Origin of the sequence: Agrobacterium sp. ST15.16.024 (assembly GCF_027956545.1) — a bacterium.
Taxonomy (GTDB): Bacteria; Pseudomonadota; Alphaproteobacteria; order Rhizobiales; family Rhizobiaceae; genus Agrobacterium; species Agrobacterium cucumeris.
This window is the reverse complement of the sequence record NZ_JAQKGO010000001.1, coordinates 1114581-1133243: the sequence shown is the minus strand read 5'-3', so window position 1 is coordinate 1133243 and position 18663 is coordinate 1114581. Positions and strand designations below refer to the sequence as shown.

At 57.8% G+C, this 18663-nt stretch carries 17 protein-coding genes and 1 tRNA gene; 2 read left to right on the top strand and 16 right to left on the bottom strand.

All coding sequences use genetic code 11. The features are described from left to right. Window positions 1–13 precede the first annotated feature (13 nt). The 3 genes from PL640_RS05575 to ilvA all read right to left on the bottom strand — a co-directional run bounded on the left by PL640_RS05575 (window position 14) and on the right by ilvA (window position 3053). The gene (locus PL640_RS05575; RefSeq protein ID WP_142839567.1) at window positions 14–1279 is read right to left on the bottom strand and encodes a GGDEF domain-containing protein; all 1266 of its coding nucleotides are present in this window, start codon (window positions 1277–1279) and stop codon (window positions 14–16) included. Window positions 1280–1396: 117 nt separating this feature from the next. Beyond that, window positions 1397–1705, bottom strand: coding sequence for an HlyU family transcriptional regulator (locus PL640_RS05570; RefSeq protein WP_142839566.1), 309 nt, complete (start codon window positions 1703–1705; stop codon window positions 1397–1399). Window positions 1706–1778: 73 nt separating this feature from the next. Beyond that, window positions 1779–3053 (bottom strand): threonine ammonia-lyase, encoded by a 1275-nt coding sequence (ilvA, locus tag PL640_RS05565; RefSeq protein WP_142839565.1) that lies wholly within the window; start codon window positions 3051–3053, stop codon window positions 1779–1781. An 80-nt stretch (window positions 3054–3133) separates the two neighbouring features. On the opposite strand from ilvA, the gene PL640_RS05560 reads away from it, so the two are divergent. Together PL640_RS05560 and PL640_RS05555 are read left to right on the top strand one after the other, a co-directional pair. Further along, entirely contained in the window at window positions 3134–4591 is a 1458-nt protein-coding gene (locus tag PL640_RS05560) for a TrkH family potassium uptake protein (RefSeq protein ID WP_271361045.1), read from the top strand. A gap of 95 nt (window positions 4592–4686) precedes the next feature. Next, window positions 4687–4944, top strand: coding sequence for a heavy-metal-associated domain-containing protein (locus PL640_RS05555; protein ID WP_271361044.1), 258 nt, complete (start codon window positions 4687–4689; stop codon window positions 4942–4944). A gap of 130 nt (window positions 4945–5074) precedes the next feature. Here PL640_RS05555 and PL640_RS05550 read toward each other — a convergent pair whose 3' ends face one another. From PL640_RS05550 to PL640_RS05490, 13 genes are all read right to left on the bottom strand, one after another. After that, window positions 5075–5758, bottom strand: coding sequence for a hypothetical protein (locus PL640_RS05550; protein ID WP_271361043.1), 684 nt, complete (start codon window positions 5756–5758; stop codon window positions 5075–5077). Window positions 5759–5900: 142 nt separating this feature from the next. Then, window positions 5901–7394, bottom strand: a complete 1494-nt coding sequence (locus tag PL640_RS05545; RefSeq protein ID WP_271361042.1) for an ABC transporter substrate-binding protein — start codon at window positions 7392–7394, stop codon at window positions 5901–5903. A gap of 238 nt (window positions 7395–7632) precedes the next feature. After that, window positions 7633–8643 carry an ABC transporter ATP-binding protein gene (locus tag PL640_RS05540; RefSeq protein ID WP_271361041.1) on the bottom strand — a complete coding sequence of 337 codons (1011 nt, stop codon included), beginning with the start codon at window positions 8641–8643 and terminating at the stop codon, window positions 7633–7635. Window positions 8644–8654: 11 nt separating this feature from the next. Then, window positions 8655–9719, bottom strand: a complete 1065-nt coding sequence (locus PL640_RS05535) for an ABC transporter ATP-binding protein (protein WP_142839561.1) — start codon at window positions 9717–9719, stop codon at window positions 8655–8657. 139 nt (window positions 9720–9858) lie between these two features. Next, window positions 9859–10797, bottom strand: coding sequence for an ABC transporter permease (locus PL640_RS05530; protein ID WP_271361039.1), 939 nt, complete (start codon window positions 10795–10797; stop codon window positions 9859–9861). Beyond that, window positions 10787–11731, bottom strand: coding sequence for an ABC transporter permease (locus tag PL640_RS05525; RefSeq protein WP_142839559.1), 945 nt, complete (start codon window positions 11729–11731; stop codon window positions 10787–10789). The genes PL640_RS05530 and PL640_RS05525 overlap by 11 nt, the downstream gene beginning before the upstream one ends. A 69-nt stretch (window positions 11732–11800) precedes the next feature. Beyond that, window positions 11801–12289 carry a Cu(I)-responsive transcriptional regulator gene (cueR, locus tag PL640_RS05520; protein ID WP_142839558.1) on the bottom strand — a complete coding sequence of 163 codons (489 nt, stop codon included), beginning with the start codon at window positions 12287–12289 and terminating at the stop codon, window positions 11801–11803. An 11-nt stretch (window positions 12290–12300) separates the two neighbouring features. Further along, window positions 12301–13323, bottom strand: coding sequence for a 2Fe-2S iron-sulfur cluster-binding protein (locus PL640_RS05515; protein WP_271361457.1), 1023 nt, complete (start codon window positions 13321–13323; stop codon window positions 12301–12303). A gap of 13 nt (window positions 13324–13336) precedes the next feature. Further along, window positions 13337–15841 (bottom strand): heavy metal translocating P-type ATPase, encoded by a 2505-nt coding sequence (locus tag PL640_RS05510; RefSeq protein ID WP_271361038.1) that lies wholly within the window; start codon window positions 15839–15841, stop codon window positions 13337–13339. A 349-nt stretch (window positions 15842–16190) separates the two neighbouring features. Then, window positions 16191–16703 carry a hypothetical protein gene (locus PL640_RS05505; protein WP_271361037.1) on the bottom strand — a complete coding sequence of 171 codons (513 nt, stop codon included), beginning with the start codon at window positions 16701–16703 and terminating at the stop codon, window positions 16191–16193. Between the two features lie 5 nt (window positions 16704–16708). Continuing rightward, entirely contained in the window at window positions 16709–17335 is a 627-nt protein-coding gene (locus PL640_RS05500) for a DUF5343 domain-containing protein (RefSeq protein ID WP_271361036.1), read from the bottom strand. A 263-nt stretch (window positions 17336–17598) separates the two neighbouring features. Beyond that, window positions 17599–17684: transfer RNA gene (locus tag PL640_RS05495), tRNA-Leu, on the bottom strand. Window positions 17685–17822: 138 nt separating this feature from the next. Next, window positions 17823–18551 (bottom strand): nuclease, encoded by a 729-nt coding sequence (locus tag PL640_RS05490; RefSeq protein WP_271361035.1) that lies wholly within the window; start codon window positions 18549–18551, stop codon window positions 17823–17825. Between the last annotated feature and the right edge of the window lie 112 nt (window positions 18552–18663).

The window sequence follows — 18663 nt, the reverse complement described above, 5'->3', positions numbered from 1 at the left end:
AGGACTGCCGGTCTCAGCCGACCCACATTCCAAAACGGCCGTGGACCTGGTCCCGGCCGTTATTTTTTGCCGCATATAGCCGCGCATCGGCTTCCGATAAAAGTGCGCGGAAAAGCTGCCCGTCCTCAAAGGCCGTGGCGACGCCAATGCTGACCGTCAGCGGCGAACCGTCAGGACGGCGCAGATCCGCCAGGATCGCCACCCGCAGCCCCGCGGAAAAGGCAAGCGCCGCCTCATGCGCCATTGCCGGCAGGAGTGCCACGAATTCCTCGCCACCGAAGCGGTATAGATGTCCATGCGGCTGCACGCTGCGTTTCAGCACGGCGGCGAAGTCCCGCAATATCTCGTCGCCCTGCAGGTGGCCGAAGGTATCGTTGACGGTCTTGAAATGATCGATATCGACGATCAGCACGCTGACCGGCCGCTGTTTCTCCAGGCACTCCACGACGACCGACGGCGCATCGAGTTCCATGCGGGCCCGATCCGACACGCCAGTCAGCATGTCGCGCCCCGAACGGGACAGAAGCTCCTCATAGCGTTCCCTGAAAGTGAGGTCGTTGAAGACATCGGCAACGCTGCGGCGTGTCAGGAAACGCCCCTTGGTCGATGTCAGACCGAGATAGAGGGCGAACAAGACCGAATAGATGCCAACCGCGGCCATCTTCGCCTTCCAGCCATCGTAGAAGACATTGACCGGCGCATCGAACAAATATCGCAATGCCCCGTAAAAAGCCGCCTGATCGAAGCTTAAGATGACGACGCCGCAGATGGCGAAGCGCAGCACGATGTGGCGCTGCAAATACCGCCCCAGCTTTTCGTAAAGCAGGATGATGGCGATGGCATCGACATAAAGAATGCTGGTGCCCCAGACCATCAGCACGCCCATCTCATCAAGAAAGCCGGTATCGACCGACTGCCCGGGGACGATCGCCACCGTCTGATGAAACCGGATGATCTGCGCCATGATGACGGTCAATATATTGCCGAGCAGCAGGCCGTAGATCGGCTGGCGCACAACCGCCGCATCCTCACGCATATAAAGCATGAGGATCATCATCAATTTGCCGGCAAAAAGGATGGAGGAACCCGGCGAGGCCACGCCGAAAGGCAGGCCGACATAAAAGACGGCGGCCAGATAGGTTTCCATGAAATGCATGACACCCAGCGCGGTGAGAAAAACACCGATGCCGAGAATATGCCGGTAATGAAGGAATGCCGTCATTACCGAAAAATAGACGATGGCCTCCGTAAGGAAGAGGGCCAGATTTGCCCATTGCATCGGCACACGCCCTATCGATCCACATCACGCCGGTCTATCGGCGCAACTCCATGCCCTTCAAGGACGATAGGCCTAAGCAACCAACGGAATCTTAATTTAGAGAGTAAGAAAACGTCATCATTTTCCTGGGAAAAGCGATGAACCGTTCTGGTCGATGATCAGCTTAGCCTTGCGGATCGTGAACTCCACCGCATCATCCATGCTGCTGAAGACATCGGCACGCACGAATTCATGCACAAGCACTTCCTCGCCAGCCTTTTTCTCGATGCGGCCAGCCAAGCGGAACTGGCCGCCTTCCTTCAATGGAGTCGCATAGATCAGATAGTCGCCATGCGCATGCGGCTCCACCTGCGCCGTCTTCTGCGGTGCGTCGGACGACTGGCCGGAGCCGAAGGCCGAAAGGATTTTGGAAAAAAACGATGCCATGGTTTTCACTCCCTGATCTATCTCGCGTTTGAAGGGCGGATATGCTCCGCCCTTCCCTGTCGTTCGTCCCCGATCAGATGATCAGGTTCGACAGGATTTCGTTTTCGGTAATATCCTCATAGCCAAGGCCTGCAGCCTCGAAACGTTCCAGAAGACCTGCGAAGTTCTCCTGCGCATTGGTCTCGATACCGATCAGGATCGAGCCGAAATTGCGGGCCGATTTCTTCAGATATTCGAAGCGGGCGATATCGTCATCCGGGCCGAGCAGGTTGAGGAAATCACGCAGGGCGCCGGGGCGCTGCGGCAGGCGCAGGATGAAATATTTCTTGACGCCGGTGTAACGCATGGCGCGTTCCTTGACATCCGGCAAGCGCTCGAAATCGAAATTGCCGCCGGAGACGACGGCGATGACCGTCTTGCCTTCCAGCCTCTCGCGGCCAAGCTTTTCGAGTGCGGAGATCGCCAGTGCGCCGGCGGGCTCCAGCACCACACCCTCAAGGTTCAGCATTTCAATGATCGTCACGCAGATGGCATTTTCCGGGATAAGCATGACCTGCTCGGCCGGAAAATCCTTCAACGCCTTGAAATTCAGATCGCCGATGCGGGCGACGGCCGCACCATCGACAAAATTATCGACCTTGTTCAGCGTCACCGGTTCGCCGCGTTCAAGGCTCTTTTTCAGGCTCGGCGCGCCTTCCGGCTCGCAGAACACGAAGTTCTCCTTACTGACGGTGCCGGCGAGGAAACCCGTGAGGCCGGCCGAAAGCCCGCCGCCGCCAACCGGCATGACGACGATATCCGGCTTCGTGCCTTCCGGAAGCTGATCCATGATCTCGGCGGCGACCGTCGCCTGACCCTCGATGATATCCTCATGGTCAAACGGCGGCACCATGTAACCGTCATTGTCCTGCACATGCTGACGCGCGGCTGCATAACACTGGTCGAATATATCGCCCACCAGCCGGATCTTGATGAATTCTCCGCCGAAGATGCGGGTCTTTTCGATCTTCTGCTGCGGTGTCGTCACCGGCATGAAAACCACGCCATGGACGCCGAAATGGCGGCAGGCGAAAGCAAAGCCCTGGGCGTGGTTGCCGGCGGACGCACAGACGAAAACCTTATCCTTGCCGGCCTTGGCCACCGCCTTGCGGAGAAAGTTGAATGCGCCTCTAATCTTGTAGGAACGGACCGGGGACAGATCTTCACGCTTCAGCCAAATCGACGCGCCATACCGACGGCTGAGATGTTCATTCAACTGCAACGGCGTTTCCGGGAATATTTCCCGCACTTCCCGCCGCGCTGCTTCCACAAGCTGCTTGTCCACGATAGTCAATCCATTGAAATTCATAATGGCACCCGCTATGCCATAGGAAGGCGTCGGAGACAAAGACTCATTTCAGCGCGGCCACGAACTCTGGGTTTCATCTCTTGAACAGCAACCTTCTGCGCTCCGTCATCTATGTGGCGTCCATCTTCGGGCTCTACCTTGCAACGGCCATGTTCCTGCCGGCGCTTACCGATCTTTATTACGGCAATGACGACTGGATGGTGTTTGCGCTTTCCGGCTTCATGTGCGGCGGCTTTGCGCTGGCCTGCGCGCTGGCGACCCGCGGACCGATCGCCTCTTTCAACAAACGTTTCGGCTTCCTGCTCGTCAACCTTCTCTGGCTGGTGTTTTCGCTGGTGGGGGCCGTGCCGCTCTATCTTTCCAAGCTCGACCTGACGCTCGGTCAGGCGATATTCGAATCCGTCTCCGCCATCACCACCACCGGATCGACCGCGATTTCCGGCCTCGACAATGCGCCGCAGGGCATTCTTCTCTGGCGGTCACTGCTCTGCTGGCTCGGCGGTATCGGTATCGTCGCGCTCGGCCTGTTCATCCTGCCGCTGCTGCGCGTCGGTGGCATGACCTTCTTCCGCATGGAATCCTCCGACACCGGTAACGACAGGCCCTTTGCGCGGCTGGCAAGCTTCACCAAGGCTTTCGTGGCGATCTATATCGTCATGACGATTGCCTGCACGGTTGCCTTCGACTTTGCCGGCATGTCGCATTTCGATGCGCTGAACCATGCCATGTCGACCGTCGCGACCGGTGGTTTTTCCACCCATGACGCTTCCTTCGCCTATTTCGACAATACCGCGCTGCTGTGGATCGCCACCATCTTCCTGATCTTCGGCAGCCTGCCCTTTTCTGTCATGATCCTGCTTGCCGTGCGTCGCCGGCTGGAGACGCTGCGCGATCCACAGATCGCCGTCTTCCTCGGTTATCTCTGTGCGATTTCTATTGCGGTCGGCGTTTATCACCACCTTAGAAACGGCGTGCCGCTGGATGAAGCGCTCAGCCATTCCTTCTTCAACATGACCTCGATCCTGTCGACCGGCGGCTTTGCCAGCGACGATTATACGCTCTGGGGTCCCTTCGTTGTCGTTGTCGCCTTTTTCGCCACCTTCATGGGCGGCTGTTCCGGCTCGACGGCGGGCGGTATCAAGGCCTATCGTTTTCTCATCATCTTCAATGTGGCGCGGGCCGGGCTGAAGAAGCTGATCTACCCGAACGCCGTCTATTCGGTGCGATACGGCCAGCAGGTGGTCGATCCGGAAACAATCCGCACCATCTTCCTGTTCATCAGCTGCTTCATCGCCCTGTGGATCGCCGGCAGCCTTGCCATGAGCCTGATGGGTTATGATTTCCTCACCGCCACTTCGGGTGTTGCAACAGCGCTTGCCAATGTCGGCCCCGGCATTGGCCCGATCATCGGGCCTGTCGGCAATTTCTCCACGATCAGCGACCCGGCGCTTTATCTACTCTCAGTGATGATGCTGCTCGGACGTCTGGAAATCCTCACCGTTCTGGTGCTGCTGATGCCGATTTTCTGGAAGAGCTGAGATCGCTGCATCAGCGCAAATAAAGCGCTTGACCTTCCCACGTTGGAATAGTCCAGGCTCTCCCTGTTAGAATTCCAAACCATGGAGAACAGCCTATGTGCAATGGCCATCAGCACCACCAAGAAACCACCACTGCTGCCCCTGTCGGCACAGATCTTTCCTTTCACGTTGAAGACATGACCTGTGGTCACTGCGCCGGTGTGATCAAGGGCGCGATCGAAAAGACCGTTCCCGGTGCTGCCGTGCATGCCGATCCTGCAAGCCGCACCGTTGTGGTCGGTGGCGTCTCCGATGTCGCGCGTATTGCCGAAATCATCACCGCTGCGGGCTATACGCCGGAAGCACGCGCCTGAACCGAAGAGACACCGGCGGCGCTTTATCGCAGCTGCCGCCGGATTTTTCCACTTCGTACTGAATGTGTGACGGGTTTTGGGGGGCCATAAAACGCCGCCTATTGCGGCCCCCGACTTGCAAACGTAGTAGCTACCTATTTGCCCCCAACATTGGGGAAGCAAAATCTCCTATGGGCGAACAATCAACAAGAACGGTAGCGGTCTTGTCTTTCGAAATTTTCTGCAAGGTTATAGTGCACTTAACCAGCGAGCTTTCATAGTCGATGACATCGGCCACGATCTGACGGTTATTTTTGCCCGCTACATTCAGATACACGGATGAGGCAAACCAATCAGTGAGGCCGACTGAAACGTTGCCCACGAAAGGTATCGAGCCACCCTCGGATATTACATGTGTTTCCCCCTTGGGCGTAAGTTCTATTATCGTTTGGTTTAGGAGTGCAAGATCGCGAATCTGGTTGGAAAGCTCCTTTTGGGTAGCCTCAGATCGGCGTTGGTACTCCGCCACCTCCGTTTTGGCTGAATCCAGTTCCACCTTCATGTCCTGATATGAAGACGTTTTGACCAACATTTCTTTGAAAGCGGCTGATGTTTCTATGAGCTGAGCTGTTGCAGCACGTGTTTCGGCTGTAGCTGCAGGAAGATCTAGCTTGCTTAGGCTTTTGTAGACTTCAAGGTCTTTCTCTCCGAAATACTGACCAAGCAAGAACGTCGCAGTCAGCAGGCTGATCGATATAGAGAGACCGAGTGTCAAAAGAACCTCGAACCTTTTGTACCAAGGCTCTTCAGGTAAAATCTCTGCTGCGTCAGTCACAAAGGCCTCCTCGGACGAAAACTCGAGAGATGAATAGCAGGAATTCCAGCGAAATCATCCGAGGTGAGAAGACTTTCCAGCCTTCTCATAAAAAAACCCGGCTCCTGCGAGCCGAGTCCATCTTTATTAACACCACACCGGCTTACTTCGTCGCCAGATCCCTCGTCATGACGAAGTAGTTGAGCGGATGCGGCTTGTAATTTTCGAGCTTGGCGGAATAGGCGTCGAAGACCGTCTCATGGATAAGGAAGACGGAGACGGCTTCGTCGTAAATCTTCTGCGCCGCTTCGCTGTAAATCTCATAACGCTTGGCGGGTTCGGCCGTCGCGTAGGCGGATTTGATCAGCTTGTCGGTCGCCTCATTGCAATAATGCGAGATGTTATAGCTGCCGCCGCAGGTATAATCGGCATTCAGGAAACCGGCGGGTTCGGCAACATCCGTGGCATAACCACGCGACAGCAGCGCCATATCGAACTTGCCGGCCAGAAGGTCGGGTTCGATAGCGCTGTAATCGGCAACGCGAACATCAACCTTGATGCCGAGTTCCTGCAACTGCGCCTGAATGATCGCCGCGACATCCTTCAGTTCCGTCTTTGCCGTATATGCAAGCAGCGTCACCTTCAGGCTGCCGGGTGCAATGCCCGCTTCCTTCAGCAGATCCTTGGCTTTTTCCACGTCATAGGCAGGCTTGCCCTCTTTTGCAGCCCATGGCTCACCCGCGGCAAAGGGCATGGCGGCACCTTTCACCGCACCTTCATAGATGCTGTCGGCGATGCCACCGGTATCGATGGCGGCCTGGATTGCCTGCCGCACCTTGAGATTGTCGAAAGGCGGCCTGGAATTGTTCAGCAACAGCTCCGTGATGCGGGGCGACGGGATGGGCGCGACCTTGACGCCGTCGGTCGATTCGATGGTCTTGACGGTCCATGGCGGGACAAGGCGCGAAATCTGTGCTTCCCCGGTTCTTGCCTGGGTGGCGCGGGTGTCGGCATCGGGCACGAAATTCACGCGGCCACCCGCAAGTTTCGGCATGCCGCCCCAATAATCATGATTAGCGGTCAGCATCATATGCTGGCTCGGATCGACCTCCGTGATCTTGAAAGGTCCGGTACAGGTTCCCACTGGATCGACCTTGCCGTCCTTATAGGCTGATGGCGCAAGAATGGAGGTTGCGGGGCTCGCCATCTGCGCCGGAAGCAACACCGATGGCTCGATCGTCGTTATCTTCACGGTATCATCGCCGGCCGCTTCGACGGCAGCAATCAGCTTGGGTGAAAAGGCACGGGCCGGAACCGGGGCCTGCAAAAGATTGGTAAGCGCATTAACCGCGGCCTTGGCATCGAGCGTTTCGCCGTTCTGGAACTTGACGCCCTTGCGCAGTTTGAATTCCCATACCTTGGGGCCGGTCTGCGCCCAGGATTCAGCCAGACTCGGCTCCAGCTTCATGTCGTAGCCGACACGTATCAGGCTTTCGAAACAACCTGCACGGGAGCCGAGATAGGCATCGTCGGATGCCATCTGCCAGCCGGTCTTCACCCCGAAATTATCGTCATAGGTAATCGTGCCGGCCTTAGCCGCATCGGCTCCAAACGCAGTCACGATGGCGCAAGTCGCCAAAAGTGCGTGCTTCATCATAGAATATTCCCCTTTTATTTTTGATGATAACGCTCACAATTCACTTATTTTCATAAAATTCCCGATTAAATTTTCTCAAGTCAGAAGACAAAAGAATATCCAGTGGATACTCGACGAATATCCATCTGAATATCATTTATTTTACTGCTCTATACTCGGAATTTAATTCCGATATTAAACCTCAGACACACGATTCATCTGTTTTTACCAAAGCACAAAACCGCAACTGCTTCATGCTTCAACCCCATTCACGCCAATGGTGGCAACGGGCGAAATGCGCGCCCGCAACTCCCTCCAGAACCGGCTCTTTTTCACCGCAAATCGGCGTCGCATATTTGCAGCGGGTGTGAAATTTGCAGCCGCCTGGAGGATTGAGCGGGCTCGGCAAATCGCCGTCCAGCAGCATTTCCGGCGCATAAAGGCCGGTTTCATCCAGCATCGATGAGGCGATGAGCGCCTTGGTGTAGGGATGTTTCGGCGCACGAAAAAGCTCTTCCCGGTCGGCGATTTCAACGATCCGGCCGAGATACATCACCGCGATGCGATCGCAGAGATAACGCACCACGCGCAGGTCGTGGGAAATCATCAGAACCGTCAAACCATGGCGGCGTTTCATGTCCATCAGCAGGTTGAGTATCTGCGTGCGCATGGAAGCATCGAGCGCCGAAGTCGGTTCGTCGCAGACAAGGAAGCTCGGATTGAGCAGAAGTGCGCGCCCGATGACGACGCGCTGCAACTGACCGCCGGAACACTGGCTCGGATAACGATCGAAAAACGATGCATCGAGACCGACTTCTTCCAGCATCCTGAACACACGCGCCGTGCGTTCTTCACGGGTGCCGATGCCGTGCTGGGCGAGCGGCGCTTCCATGCTTTGCCCGATGCGCATGCGCGGATCGAGCGCGGAATATGGGTCCTGAAACACCAGCTGCACGACCCGGCGCATGCGCCGCAGCGTCTCGCCCTGCATGTGCAGAATGTCGCGTTCGCCGATGCTGACCTCGCCTTTGGTCGCGTGGGTCATCCGGGTGATCAGCCCGGCGACGGTGCTTTTACCGCATCCGGATTCGCCGACAAGGCCGAGCACTTCCCCTTCGCCGATGGTCAGGGACACATCGTCGACCGATTTCACCACCCGGTGACCGAGGCCGGATATCGGATAATATTTGCAGAGGTTCTTCGCGACCACATAGGGGCGAGTGTCGCTATCGACCGATGGCGGGGTCTGTTTTACAGCTGTCAATTGCATCATACCCTCCCTCAGCAGACCGCGTGGCTGGTATGGTCGCCGGCATGATCCTCACCGACTGCCCAGCACCGCGCCTTGCGCCCTTCCGGCAATGCATTCAGATCCGGTTCCGACGCCATGCACCGGCTGCCCATGCCTTCCGACTTGGCAAGCGCGCAACGCGGATGAAACCGGCAGCCGCAGGACATGTCATGGGCCTGCGAGCTTGATCCGGGGATCGTCAGCAACTGTCCCTCGCTGTCGGTGGTCAGAAGCGAGCAGCTGATCAGCGCTTTTGTATAGGGATGTTGCGGCGCCTTGAGGATCGCCTGTGTAGGCCCCTCCTCGACGATGCGGCCGGCATACATCACCGCAATCCTGTCTGCGAAAGCGGCAACCACCGACAGATCATGGGTGATCAACAGGGTGGCGAGCCGACGCTTGCGGCGTTCGTCATCAAGCAGGCGCAATATCTGTGCCTGGACGGTGACATCAAGAGCCGTCGTCGGCTCATCGGCGATCAGCAGTTGCGGATTGCCCGAGAGTGCCGCGGCAATCATGACACGTTGCGCCATGCCGCCGGAAAGCTCATGCGCGAAACATTGCGCCCGCGCCGATGGGTCTGGAATGCCGACATCCGACAGGAGGCCGACGACCCGGTTGAGCGCAGCACTCCGGCTCATCTTGCGATGGACCCACAGCGGCTCGGCAACCTGCGTCTTCACCCGGCTGGTCGGATCAAGCATGGCCTGTGGCTGCTGGAACAGCATGCCGATATCGGCGCCACGCAGCGCATCGAGTTCGGACGATGAAAGCGCGAGGATATCGCGCCCGGCAAAGGAAATGCGGCCGGAATTGATTTCCGCACCCTGCGGCAAAAGCCGCATCAGCGACAGGGCCGTCATGCTCTTGCCGGAACCGGATTCGCCGACGAGCGCGACCACTTCACCGGCATTGACGGAAAGCGTGAGGCCAGAAATGACAAATTTTCGGCCATTTTGCGCCGGCACCGAAACGTGCAGGTCCTCTATTTCCAGAAGCGGTGCGCATTCGGGAGACAGGGCCGTAATGGCATGCGTTTGTCCTTCGATATTCATAAGAGTTCCCCTTATTTTTATTGAATCGGAGGCATTTGCGTATTTTCATGCGGCTTCAGACGATATTACTCTCCTTCCAGTTCCTTTGCCTCAGCTATGTTTGACGATGATCAAGCCGGCCATTACCTGCCGACAGGCGTCAATGACCATTCTGTTTTTTGGTCTCCAGGTTCAGCCCGTGGCCGATCCACGTCACACTCAGCGCCGACAGGAAAATCGCCAGACCGGGTGCGATGACGAGAATGGGCATGCGCTCCGCATAGGCCTGTGCATCGGCGAGCATCAGCGCCCAGTCGGCGGCCGGCGGCTGCACGCCGAGACCCAGAAACGACAGGCCGCCCACCGTGATCAGCTTGTGGCCAAAACGCAGGAACGCCACGGCCGCAATCGGCCAGATCGTATTCGGAATGATATGCCGGAAGATGATGAAGCGCCGCGTGCAGCCAAGCACTTCCGCCGCGCGGATATATTCGCGGGAATTGATCGACAGCGTCAGCCCGCGCGCCAGACGCGCAAAGGGTGTCCAGCCGACAATCGTCAGCGACGCGATCAGGGTTCCATATCCCGGCCCGAAGATGGCGACGAGGAAGATGGCAATCACCACGTCCGGAATGGCGATGAGCAGATCGACCACGCGCATCAGGACTTCGTCGAGGATACCGCGGCTGCGGCCGCTGATGATGCCGACAAAGGTGCCGATGGCGACCGAGAGAATGACGGTGATGGCGGCAATCGTGACCGTGAAACGGCCGCCGATCAGCAACCGGCTGAGCACGTCGCGACCGAGATGGTCGGTTCCCAGCCAGTAGGTGGCGCCTGGCGCATTCAGCCGCAGGCGAAGATTCTGCTGTGCGGGATTATAGGGCGATATCCATGGCGCGATGACCAGCAACAGGATGATGACGAGAAAGATCGCCGAACCCGCATAGAAGGTCCAATGCCGCCGGCTGATGAAGTTCGTGAACCGGCTGAAGGCCGACGGGCGCTTGGGGGTGGCGGTCATTGGCGTGTTGGTCATGGGCGTATTGCTCAGGGGCAAGGCGGCTACCGGCGCGCTCGGGAACTGGCTAATGGTCATTGTGACCTCGCATTGCTGGATTGATCAGGACATAAAAGCCGTCGGCCAGGGTATTGATCAGGATGGACAGGGCGACGATGCAGATGAAACCACCCTGCAGCATCGGGATGTCGCGATTGACCACGGCGTCATAAAGAAGCCGACCCATGCCTGGAATGGCGAAGATGACTTCCACGACCACTGAGCCGCCGAGCAGGCCCGCGAGCCACAATGCAAAGAAGGTGACGACGGGCAGCGAGCCGTTGCGGACACCGTGCCGCAGGACCGTGCTATGCATGCCGAGACCCCGGCTGCGGGCGGCGGTGATGTAGGGCGCGCGCAGAACCTCGGCCATTGCTGCCCGTGTCACCTGCGTGAAGTAAGCGAGCGGGCGCAGCGTCAGGGTCAAGGCGGGAAGCACCAGCGATCGCCAGCTGTCCCAACCCGCCGACGGCAACCAGCCGAGATAGAGCGCAAAGACCAGCGCCGACATGGGCGCGAACCAATATTCCGGCGTCGCAACGAAGGTCTGGATCATCAGTGTCGCGAAATTGTCGAGCCGTCCACCAGGGCGCATCGCCGCCAGCGTGCCGAGCGGCAAAGCAACGGCGACCGCGATTGCAAGCGCCGTCAGCGCCAGCGTTACCGAAACGCCGAGGGAGCGCAGAAGCTCACCGGCCACGGGCTGGCTGCTGGTGAAGGAAAAGCCCAGATCGCCGCGCAGCGCGTTTGAGAGCCATGCGAAATATTGCACATAGAGCGGCCGGTCGAGCCCGAGGCTTACTCTCAGCGCCTCGACCGCATGCGGATCTAGCGCGGTATCGCGCATGCGGGAAAACAGGATGGTGCGGGCCGGATCGCCACCCGCCATATAGGGCAAAAGAAACGCGATGACGGAAACGATCGTCAGCATCAGGCACAGAATAAGGAAGCGTTGCAATATCTGTATCCACATGGCCCGGTTTCCTTCACCACAATTGGCATTTGCTGCAATCGACGATCAATTCCCGATGGGAACGGCTGTTTATTTCATGAGACGCGACAATTCCGTCGCCACGCCGGAGGTGCCCTTCAGCATTCCGGAGCGCTTGGGTACAACCGCCACCGGAACAAAATCAGGATCTTCCGATTGCGCCAGATCCTGAATGATCGGGCAATCCGGCTCGCCATTGTCGGGGCAATAGGTTGCGAGATTTCGAAGCGTGTCGGCCATGTCGCGGAGCGAATGCATCTTCGCTTCCAGATCCACGACATGCTCCATGACGATGCGTTTTACATCGCAGGACGCACCACCGGGATCGCGCCACAGCGTCATCAACTGCCTGATCTTTTCGATCGAGAAACCAAGGTCGCGTCCACGCCTGATGAAACGCAGCGTCTCCAGATCATTGGCCGTATAGACCCGATATCCGGAATCCGTGCGGTTTGCCGATTTGATCAGACCGATCATCTCGTAATGACGGATCATCTTCGCAGAAACACCTGAGGCGGTGGCGGCTGTGCCGATATTCATGGATCCTGCTCCTATCTGTCCGGGGTGAAAAACACGTCTGCATGAATGTCGGCGGTGCGCATGCCCCGCGCCACCAGTTGCTGCACGGTTGCCTCGATCATCGCCGGCGGGCCCGCGAGATAGGCTTTCCAGCCGTCAAGGTCGTCAAAATCATCCGCCACCGCGTTGCCGACATAACCGCACCGCATCTGCGCATGTGGCTCATTGGAGAGAACCGGAACGAAACTCAGATTGCCGTGGCGCGCGGTAAGCGCTTCGAAATACTCGACCATATAAAGATCGCGCAGGGCGCGGGCGCCGAAATAGACATGGACAGGGCGATCCCGGCCCGTCATTTCCCCCGTTGCGAGAGCAGCCTCGACAACCGCCTTGACCGGTGCCAGACCCGAGCCGCCGGCAATGCCAAGGATTGGCCCACAATGTTTTTCCCGCAGGAATGACGAGCCGAAAGGCCCCACCAAAGTGACAGGATCGCCCGCCTTGGCCTGCGCGAATATATGGCCGCTTGTCAGGCCGCCCGGCACATGCCGGATGTGGAATTCGATCAACTCTTCGTCGATCCGGCTGGCGATGGAATAGTCGCGCGGCGAACAGTCCGGGTAAAGCAGGCGCACATATTGACCGGGTTTGAAGGTAAACTGCGCGCGATCGCCGAGCCTGATGCGGATGAGCTTGATATCATGTGTCGCATCCACGGCTTCCGCCACCACGCCCTCAAAGCGGCCGGTCGGAATATCGGCAAATTCGTCCTCACCGTTGAGCCAGCCGATCGTCACGTCGCTTAGCGGCACGGCGCGGCAGGCGAGCGTCAGGCCTTCCGCCTTTTCCTCTTCGGTCAATGAAAATGGCGTGTGCTTGAGAAGATCGATCTCGCCCGAAACGAGGTGCGATTTGCAGGCCCCGCAGCGGCCCATGCGACAGCCGTGCGGATAGGTGATGCCTGCCGCAAGCGCGGCCTGAAGCACGGTCTCGCCTTGCGCCGCCATGATGCTGCGTCCGATCTGCGGCAGATAGATTGTGTTGCCAGGCGTCATCATATCCGCCCTCCTATTCGGCCGCTGCGAGCTGCATGCCAGCCGCTTTGTCCACCAGCGGCGCACGGAAGCTTTTCAGGCGCAGCGCATTTGTCAGGACAAATACGCTGGAAAGCGCCATGGCTCCGGCGGCAAGGACAGGCGAGAGCAGAACGCCGTTGACAGGATACAATATTCCGGCCGCGACGGGAACGAGTGCAGCGTTGTAGGCGAAGGCCCAGAACAGGTTCTGGCCGATATTGCGGATGGTCGCCTTGGAGAGCGCGATGGCATTGGCAACGCCGCGAAGATCGCCCGACATCAGCACCACATCGGCGCTTTCAATCGCGACATCCGTGCCCGTGCCGATGGCAAGGCCGACATCGGCCGCAGCAAGCGCCGGCGCATCGTTGATACCATCGCCAACAAAGGCGACGCGTCGCCCGCCAGCGGCCAGTCTCTTCACGGCCTCGACCTTGCCGTCCGGCAGCACTTCCGCCACCACCTCATCGATGCCAAGACGGCGAGCGATGGCTTCGGCAGTGCGGCGGTTGTCGCCGGTAATCATCGTGACCTTGAGACCCAGCGCATGCAGCGCCGCGATTGCTTCCGGCGTCGTCGGCTTTACCGGATCGGCAACAGCAATGATCACGGCCAACCTGCCATCGACGGCGGCATAAAGCGGCGACTGCCCTTCCCTGCCCAACCGTTCAGCATCGCCGGCGAACATGGAAACATCGTAACCGAGCTTCGTCATGAAGCGATCCGCACCCGCTTCGACCTTGCGGCCATCGACTATCGCCGCCACGCCGAAACCGGGGGTGGCCTCGAAGCCCTCCGCATCGGCAAGCGTCAGGCCGCCATGTTTCGCAGCCTCAACGATTGCCTCGGCGATCGGATGTTCGGAACGGTTTTCGAGTGAAGCAACGAGGCGCAGCACTTCATCCGCGTCGAACCCCTCAGTCGTGGTGAAATGCACCAGTTTCGGCTTGCCGAGTGTCAGCGTACCGGTCTTGTCGACGGCGATAACATCGGCATCACGCAGAGTCTGCAGCGCATCGCCGCGCCTGAACAGCACCCCCATCTCGGCAGCGCGGCCGGTGCCGACCATGATAGAGGTGGGCGTTGCAAGGCCCATGGCGCAGGGACAGGCGATGATGAGGACTGCAACAGCGTTGACAAGCGCGAAGGTCAAAGCCGGGTCCGGCCCTAACACGAACCAGACGATGAAGGTGGCGAGTGCAGCCAGCATCACCGCCGGCACGAACCAGTTGGTCACCTTGTCCACCAGCGCCTGAATGGGCAGCTTGTCGGCCTGCGCTTCCTCGACCATGCGGATGATCTGGGCGATCAGCGTATCTGCACCCACCTTGGTGGCGCGGAAGGTGAAGGAGCCATTACGGTTGACCGTGCCGCCGACGACCTCGGAACCCGCCGCTTTGGTCACCGGGATCGGTTCACCCGTTATCATCGATTCATCGACATAAGAGGAGCCATCGATTACCAGGCCATCGACGGGCACCTTTTCGCCCGGACGAACAACGATCACGTCACCGGTCTGTACGTCCTGCAACGGCACATCGACGGTTTCGCCATTGCGCAGGACGCGGGCCGACTTGGCCTGCAGGCCAACCAGCCGCTTTATCGCCTCGCTGGTGCGACCCTTGGCGCGCGCCTCGAGAAAACGGCCGAGCAGGATGAGCGTGACGATAACGGCCGCCGCTTCATAATAGACATTGGCCGTGCCACGCGGCAGGATTTCCGGCAGGAAAGTCGCGACCACCGAAAATCCCCAGGCGGCGGCAGTGCCCAGCACGACAAGCGAATTCATGTCGGGTGCAAGCCGCAGAAGTGCGGGTATGCCCTTTTTGAAGAAGCGCAGACCGGGTCCGAAAAGAACAAGCGTCGTCAGCGCAAATTGCAGATACCAGCTTTCCCGCATGCCGACCGTTTCCATCACGAAATCATGGATGGCGGGAACCAGATGCGAACCCATCTCCAGCACGAAGACCGGCAGTGTCAGGGCAACGGCGACGGCGAGGCTGATTTTCAGACCGCGCAATTCGGCTTTGCGCCGGTCCGGCTCATCACCCTTGGCTTTGTCCGTGGCGATTTCGCTTGCCTTGTAGCCAGCCTGGCTGATTGCTTCGGCCAGTCTGGCGGCAGAGACGGTATTGCCGGCAACACGGACGGTGGCACGTTCCGTGGCCAGATTGACGCTTGCACCGGAGACACCGGCGACAGTCTTCAGCGCCTTCTCCACGCGTCCGACGCAGGAGGCACAGGTCATGCCCTCAATATCGAGTTCGATGGTTTTTTCGTCGACGCCATAACCCGCATTCCGCACGGCTGCGATAACAGCCATCACATCGGGCGGGCCGGAAAAGGCAATATCGGCGCGCTCGGTAGCGAGATTGACCGAGGCCTTGAGAACCCCCGGCACCCTGGCAATCGCCTTCTCGACACGACCGACGCAGGAGGCGCATGTCATGCCATCGATCGCAATCTGATGGCTTGCCCGGATCTCTGTTTGTGACATGCGTATGATCCCTCTTTTCTTTATATCGAAAAAGATAGGGCTTCCCATCGTGGCAAGGTCAATAGGTTCTTTTTGATGATTTTCAAGAAGAGATGACGCGCACGTGAACGGGCGTTTTTACGCCGGCTCAGGACTTGAGGTAGTGGGATAAATCAAAGGGAAGTTGGTGCGGACGGCGCGCATTTTTACGCCTTCCCAAAGGAACCCAAAGGCACCCAGCCGTACACAAAGATAACAAAATCAGCCCGGTTTCCGGCTAAGATTTTACATACCGTGCCACGACGGTGCCGGGGCGCGTAACCTCAGCAACGAAGATGGAACAGGCCTTAAACTAACTGGCCTGCTGTCCTCATTTCTTTAAGCCTGAGAGAAAGACTAGCTCCTGAACCACTGTACGAATTTCTGGAAGCAGGGGCTCAATATCTCTCCGCTGCGCGATGTATCGCCTGCTATGTGCAGACTTGTCTCCAAGGTCTTTCAACTTGGGAAGCGCTTGCTTGGCGTTGCGGGTGAGATTCCATTTCGTCTCAGCCAGAGTCTTCGTTACCAGATCTCGGAGAAAAAAGAAGTCCCCCTCCGAATTCTTGATCTTGCTATCAATCTGGTAGTGTTCGAAAGCCTCGATTATCAGTGTCTCTACAAGTCGCCGAAGCATCACCGCTGAGGCGTCATACCAGCCGTTTTCGTAAGCACCGTTGGCTTGGTTTGCAATGTTCTCAATGTATTGACGAGTTCCGCGCACCAGCGAGATAAACACGACCGGTTGCGTTTTTGAATGTAATCCTTCCTCCGGAGGCAGTAAATGGTCGGCTAAATCAGCGCTAATCGCTTTAGCTGTCGCGACCAAGTTATGAAGCGACATGACTATTAGTCTTTCTTACCATAGAGATGTTTTGACATACTTTCAAAAATCTTATCGATTTGTTGGGGAGTTGACTCCGCAGAAATGTGGATTTGTATGTCTATGTGAAGAGCCGGTCCGCCGTTTGAGGTCGGGCGTTGCGGAGATGTGGGCGCATGGTCGGCCGGGGGAGCATGAAGTGGGCCAGCGTGCAGGTTCGTATCTGATCCGTTTTGTAAATTGTCAAATTCGGCTTCAGCAACCAACGCCTTGAAGGTGTTTACCGTTTTCTGGATAACCTGCTGGCCCGCCGACGAGCTAGTTGAAAATACGTGGCCAAGGTCAACGTTTGGGCGAGCGTGTGCATCAGGGTAGACAGCGTAGAGTTCCGCATAGCTTTTCTTAATAGCGTCGCCTAGAACGGCTTTATAATTAGCTCCTCGGTACTCTTTCCATAAGGGTTGGGGGACCGCTTGACTATCGATAAAGCCAACGAATTTGAGAACACCTACCAAAGATGCGTCGTTACTCGATGTAAACCCTACAGTCTTGAGCCATACCCCATTGGCTTTAATCGGGACTCCCGTCGACCTAATCTTCGCTAATAGCCCAGAAACTTTACCGGTCACTTGTGTGTAAGGAAAATCTGCCATTTGCCCCCCGAATATGCGTTATTGATTAGTGTCGCTGCACTTTACCGAGTCGCAAGCTTAGCGGGTGCTGTTTCAATTTCAACTCTACTGTGTGTAAGGAGAGCCTTGGTCTACCGCCCACAATATCCGGCGGCATGCCTGTGGATGCTGGGCCTTAGCCCTAACCAGCCCAAACGCGCCCAAGCGATTCGTGTGCGGGATCGTGTATGAAATCTCGGCCAAATAAGCAAAAAGCCCGCATTTGCGGGCTTTTTTATTTAGTTTGGTGCGGACGGCGGGACTTGAACCCGCAAGACCAATGGTCGGCAGATTTTAAGTCTGCTGCGTCTACCGATTTCGCCACGTCCGCATTGCCGCGCCGCCTGCCAATCTGGCTCCGGCGCTGCAACTTGCTTCGTCATTATTCGGTGCAGGATTAAATAGTTCCGATCCCGAATGCCGACAGCGCCTCATCTACACAGGCAGAACGGTTGCGGTCAACGGGGCCTCAGCCACACCAGGACTGATTTTTTGCAGATGCCGGATGTGCCAGTCCTTCGCGTACGAGCTGATCGGCAAAGGAGACACCCGAACGCGAAAGCCGTTTGCGTTCCATGGCTTGCCCGCTGGCACCTGCGGAAGAGGCAACATCGAAGGTACCGGCATTCAGCATGTCGCGAAGCCTGACCTTGGCGACGAAACCGCGCTGGCGTTCTTCCATGCAGCGCGCCCGGTCGATCTGCGGAACCTCGATGCCGGCAAGCTGCATTTTCACGCCCTTCATCCAGAAGGTGTTGCCATCAGCCACGCAATTCTTAAGCCCGGAGCGGCCACAAAAGGCAAAGGCACCGCTCTTTTCACCGATCGAGATTTTTTCGACCGTGGGACGGGTTTCCGGCAGGATGGCAGCGATCTGGCTCTGCGACGACGTGGATGGCATGGCGATGGAGCGTGGCGGCACCGGCCCGTTGCCGGGCGAAACCGGTGCTACGGGCCGAATGCTCGCCACTTTTTCCGGCGCGGCCGCCTCGCGTTTTGCTGCAGTTGCAAGTTTTGGAGAATTCGCTGTCGCGGATGTCGCCTTCGCAACATGGCGTTGCGGCAGAAGACTGTCGCGATATTCGTAAGCCTGAATGCCACCGGCGACGACGCCCAGCATCAGCACCCAGGGCCAGACGCTGCCACCAGCCGATTTCTTCGCCGTGCGGCGTCGCCCTGTCGATTTTCGATTGCTCACGATCGGACTCCTTCTTTACGGAGCCGCATTATCGGCCAAAGGAGTTTCCGAAAGGTTGGCATTTTAGAGGGTTTGCGCTTTCCTCGAATCACGAAAACGCTCTAACTCTTTG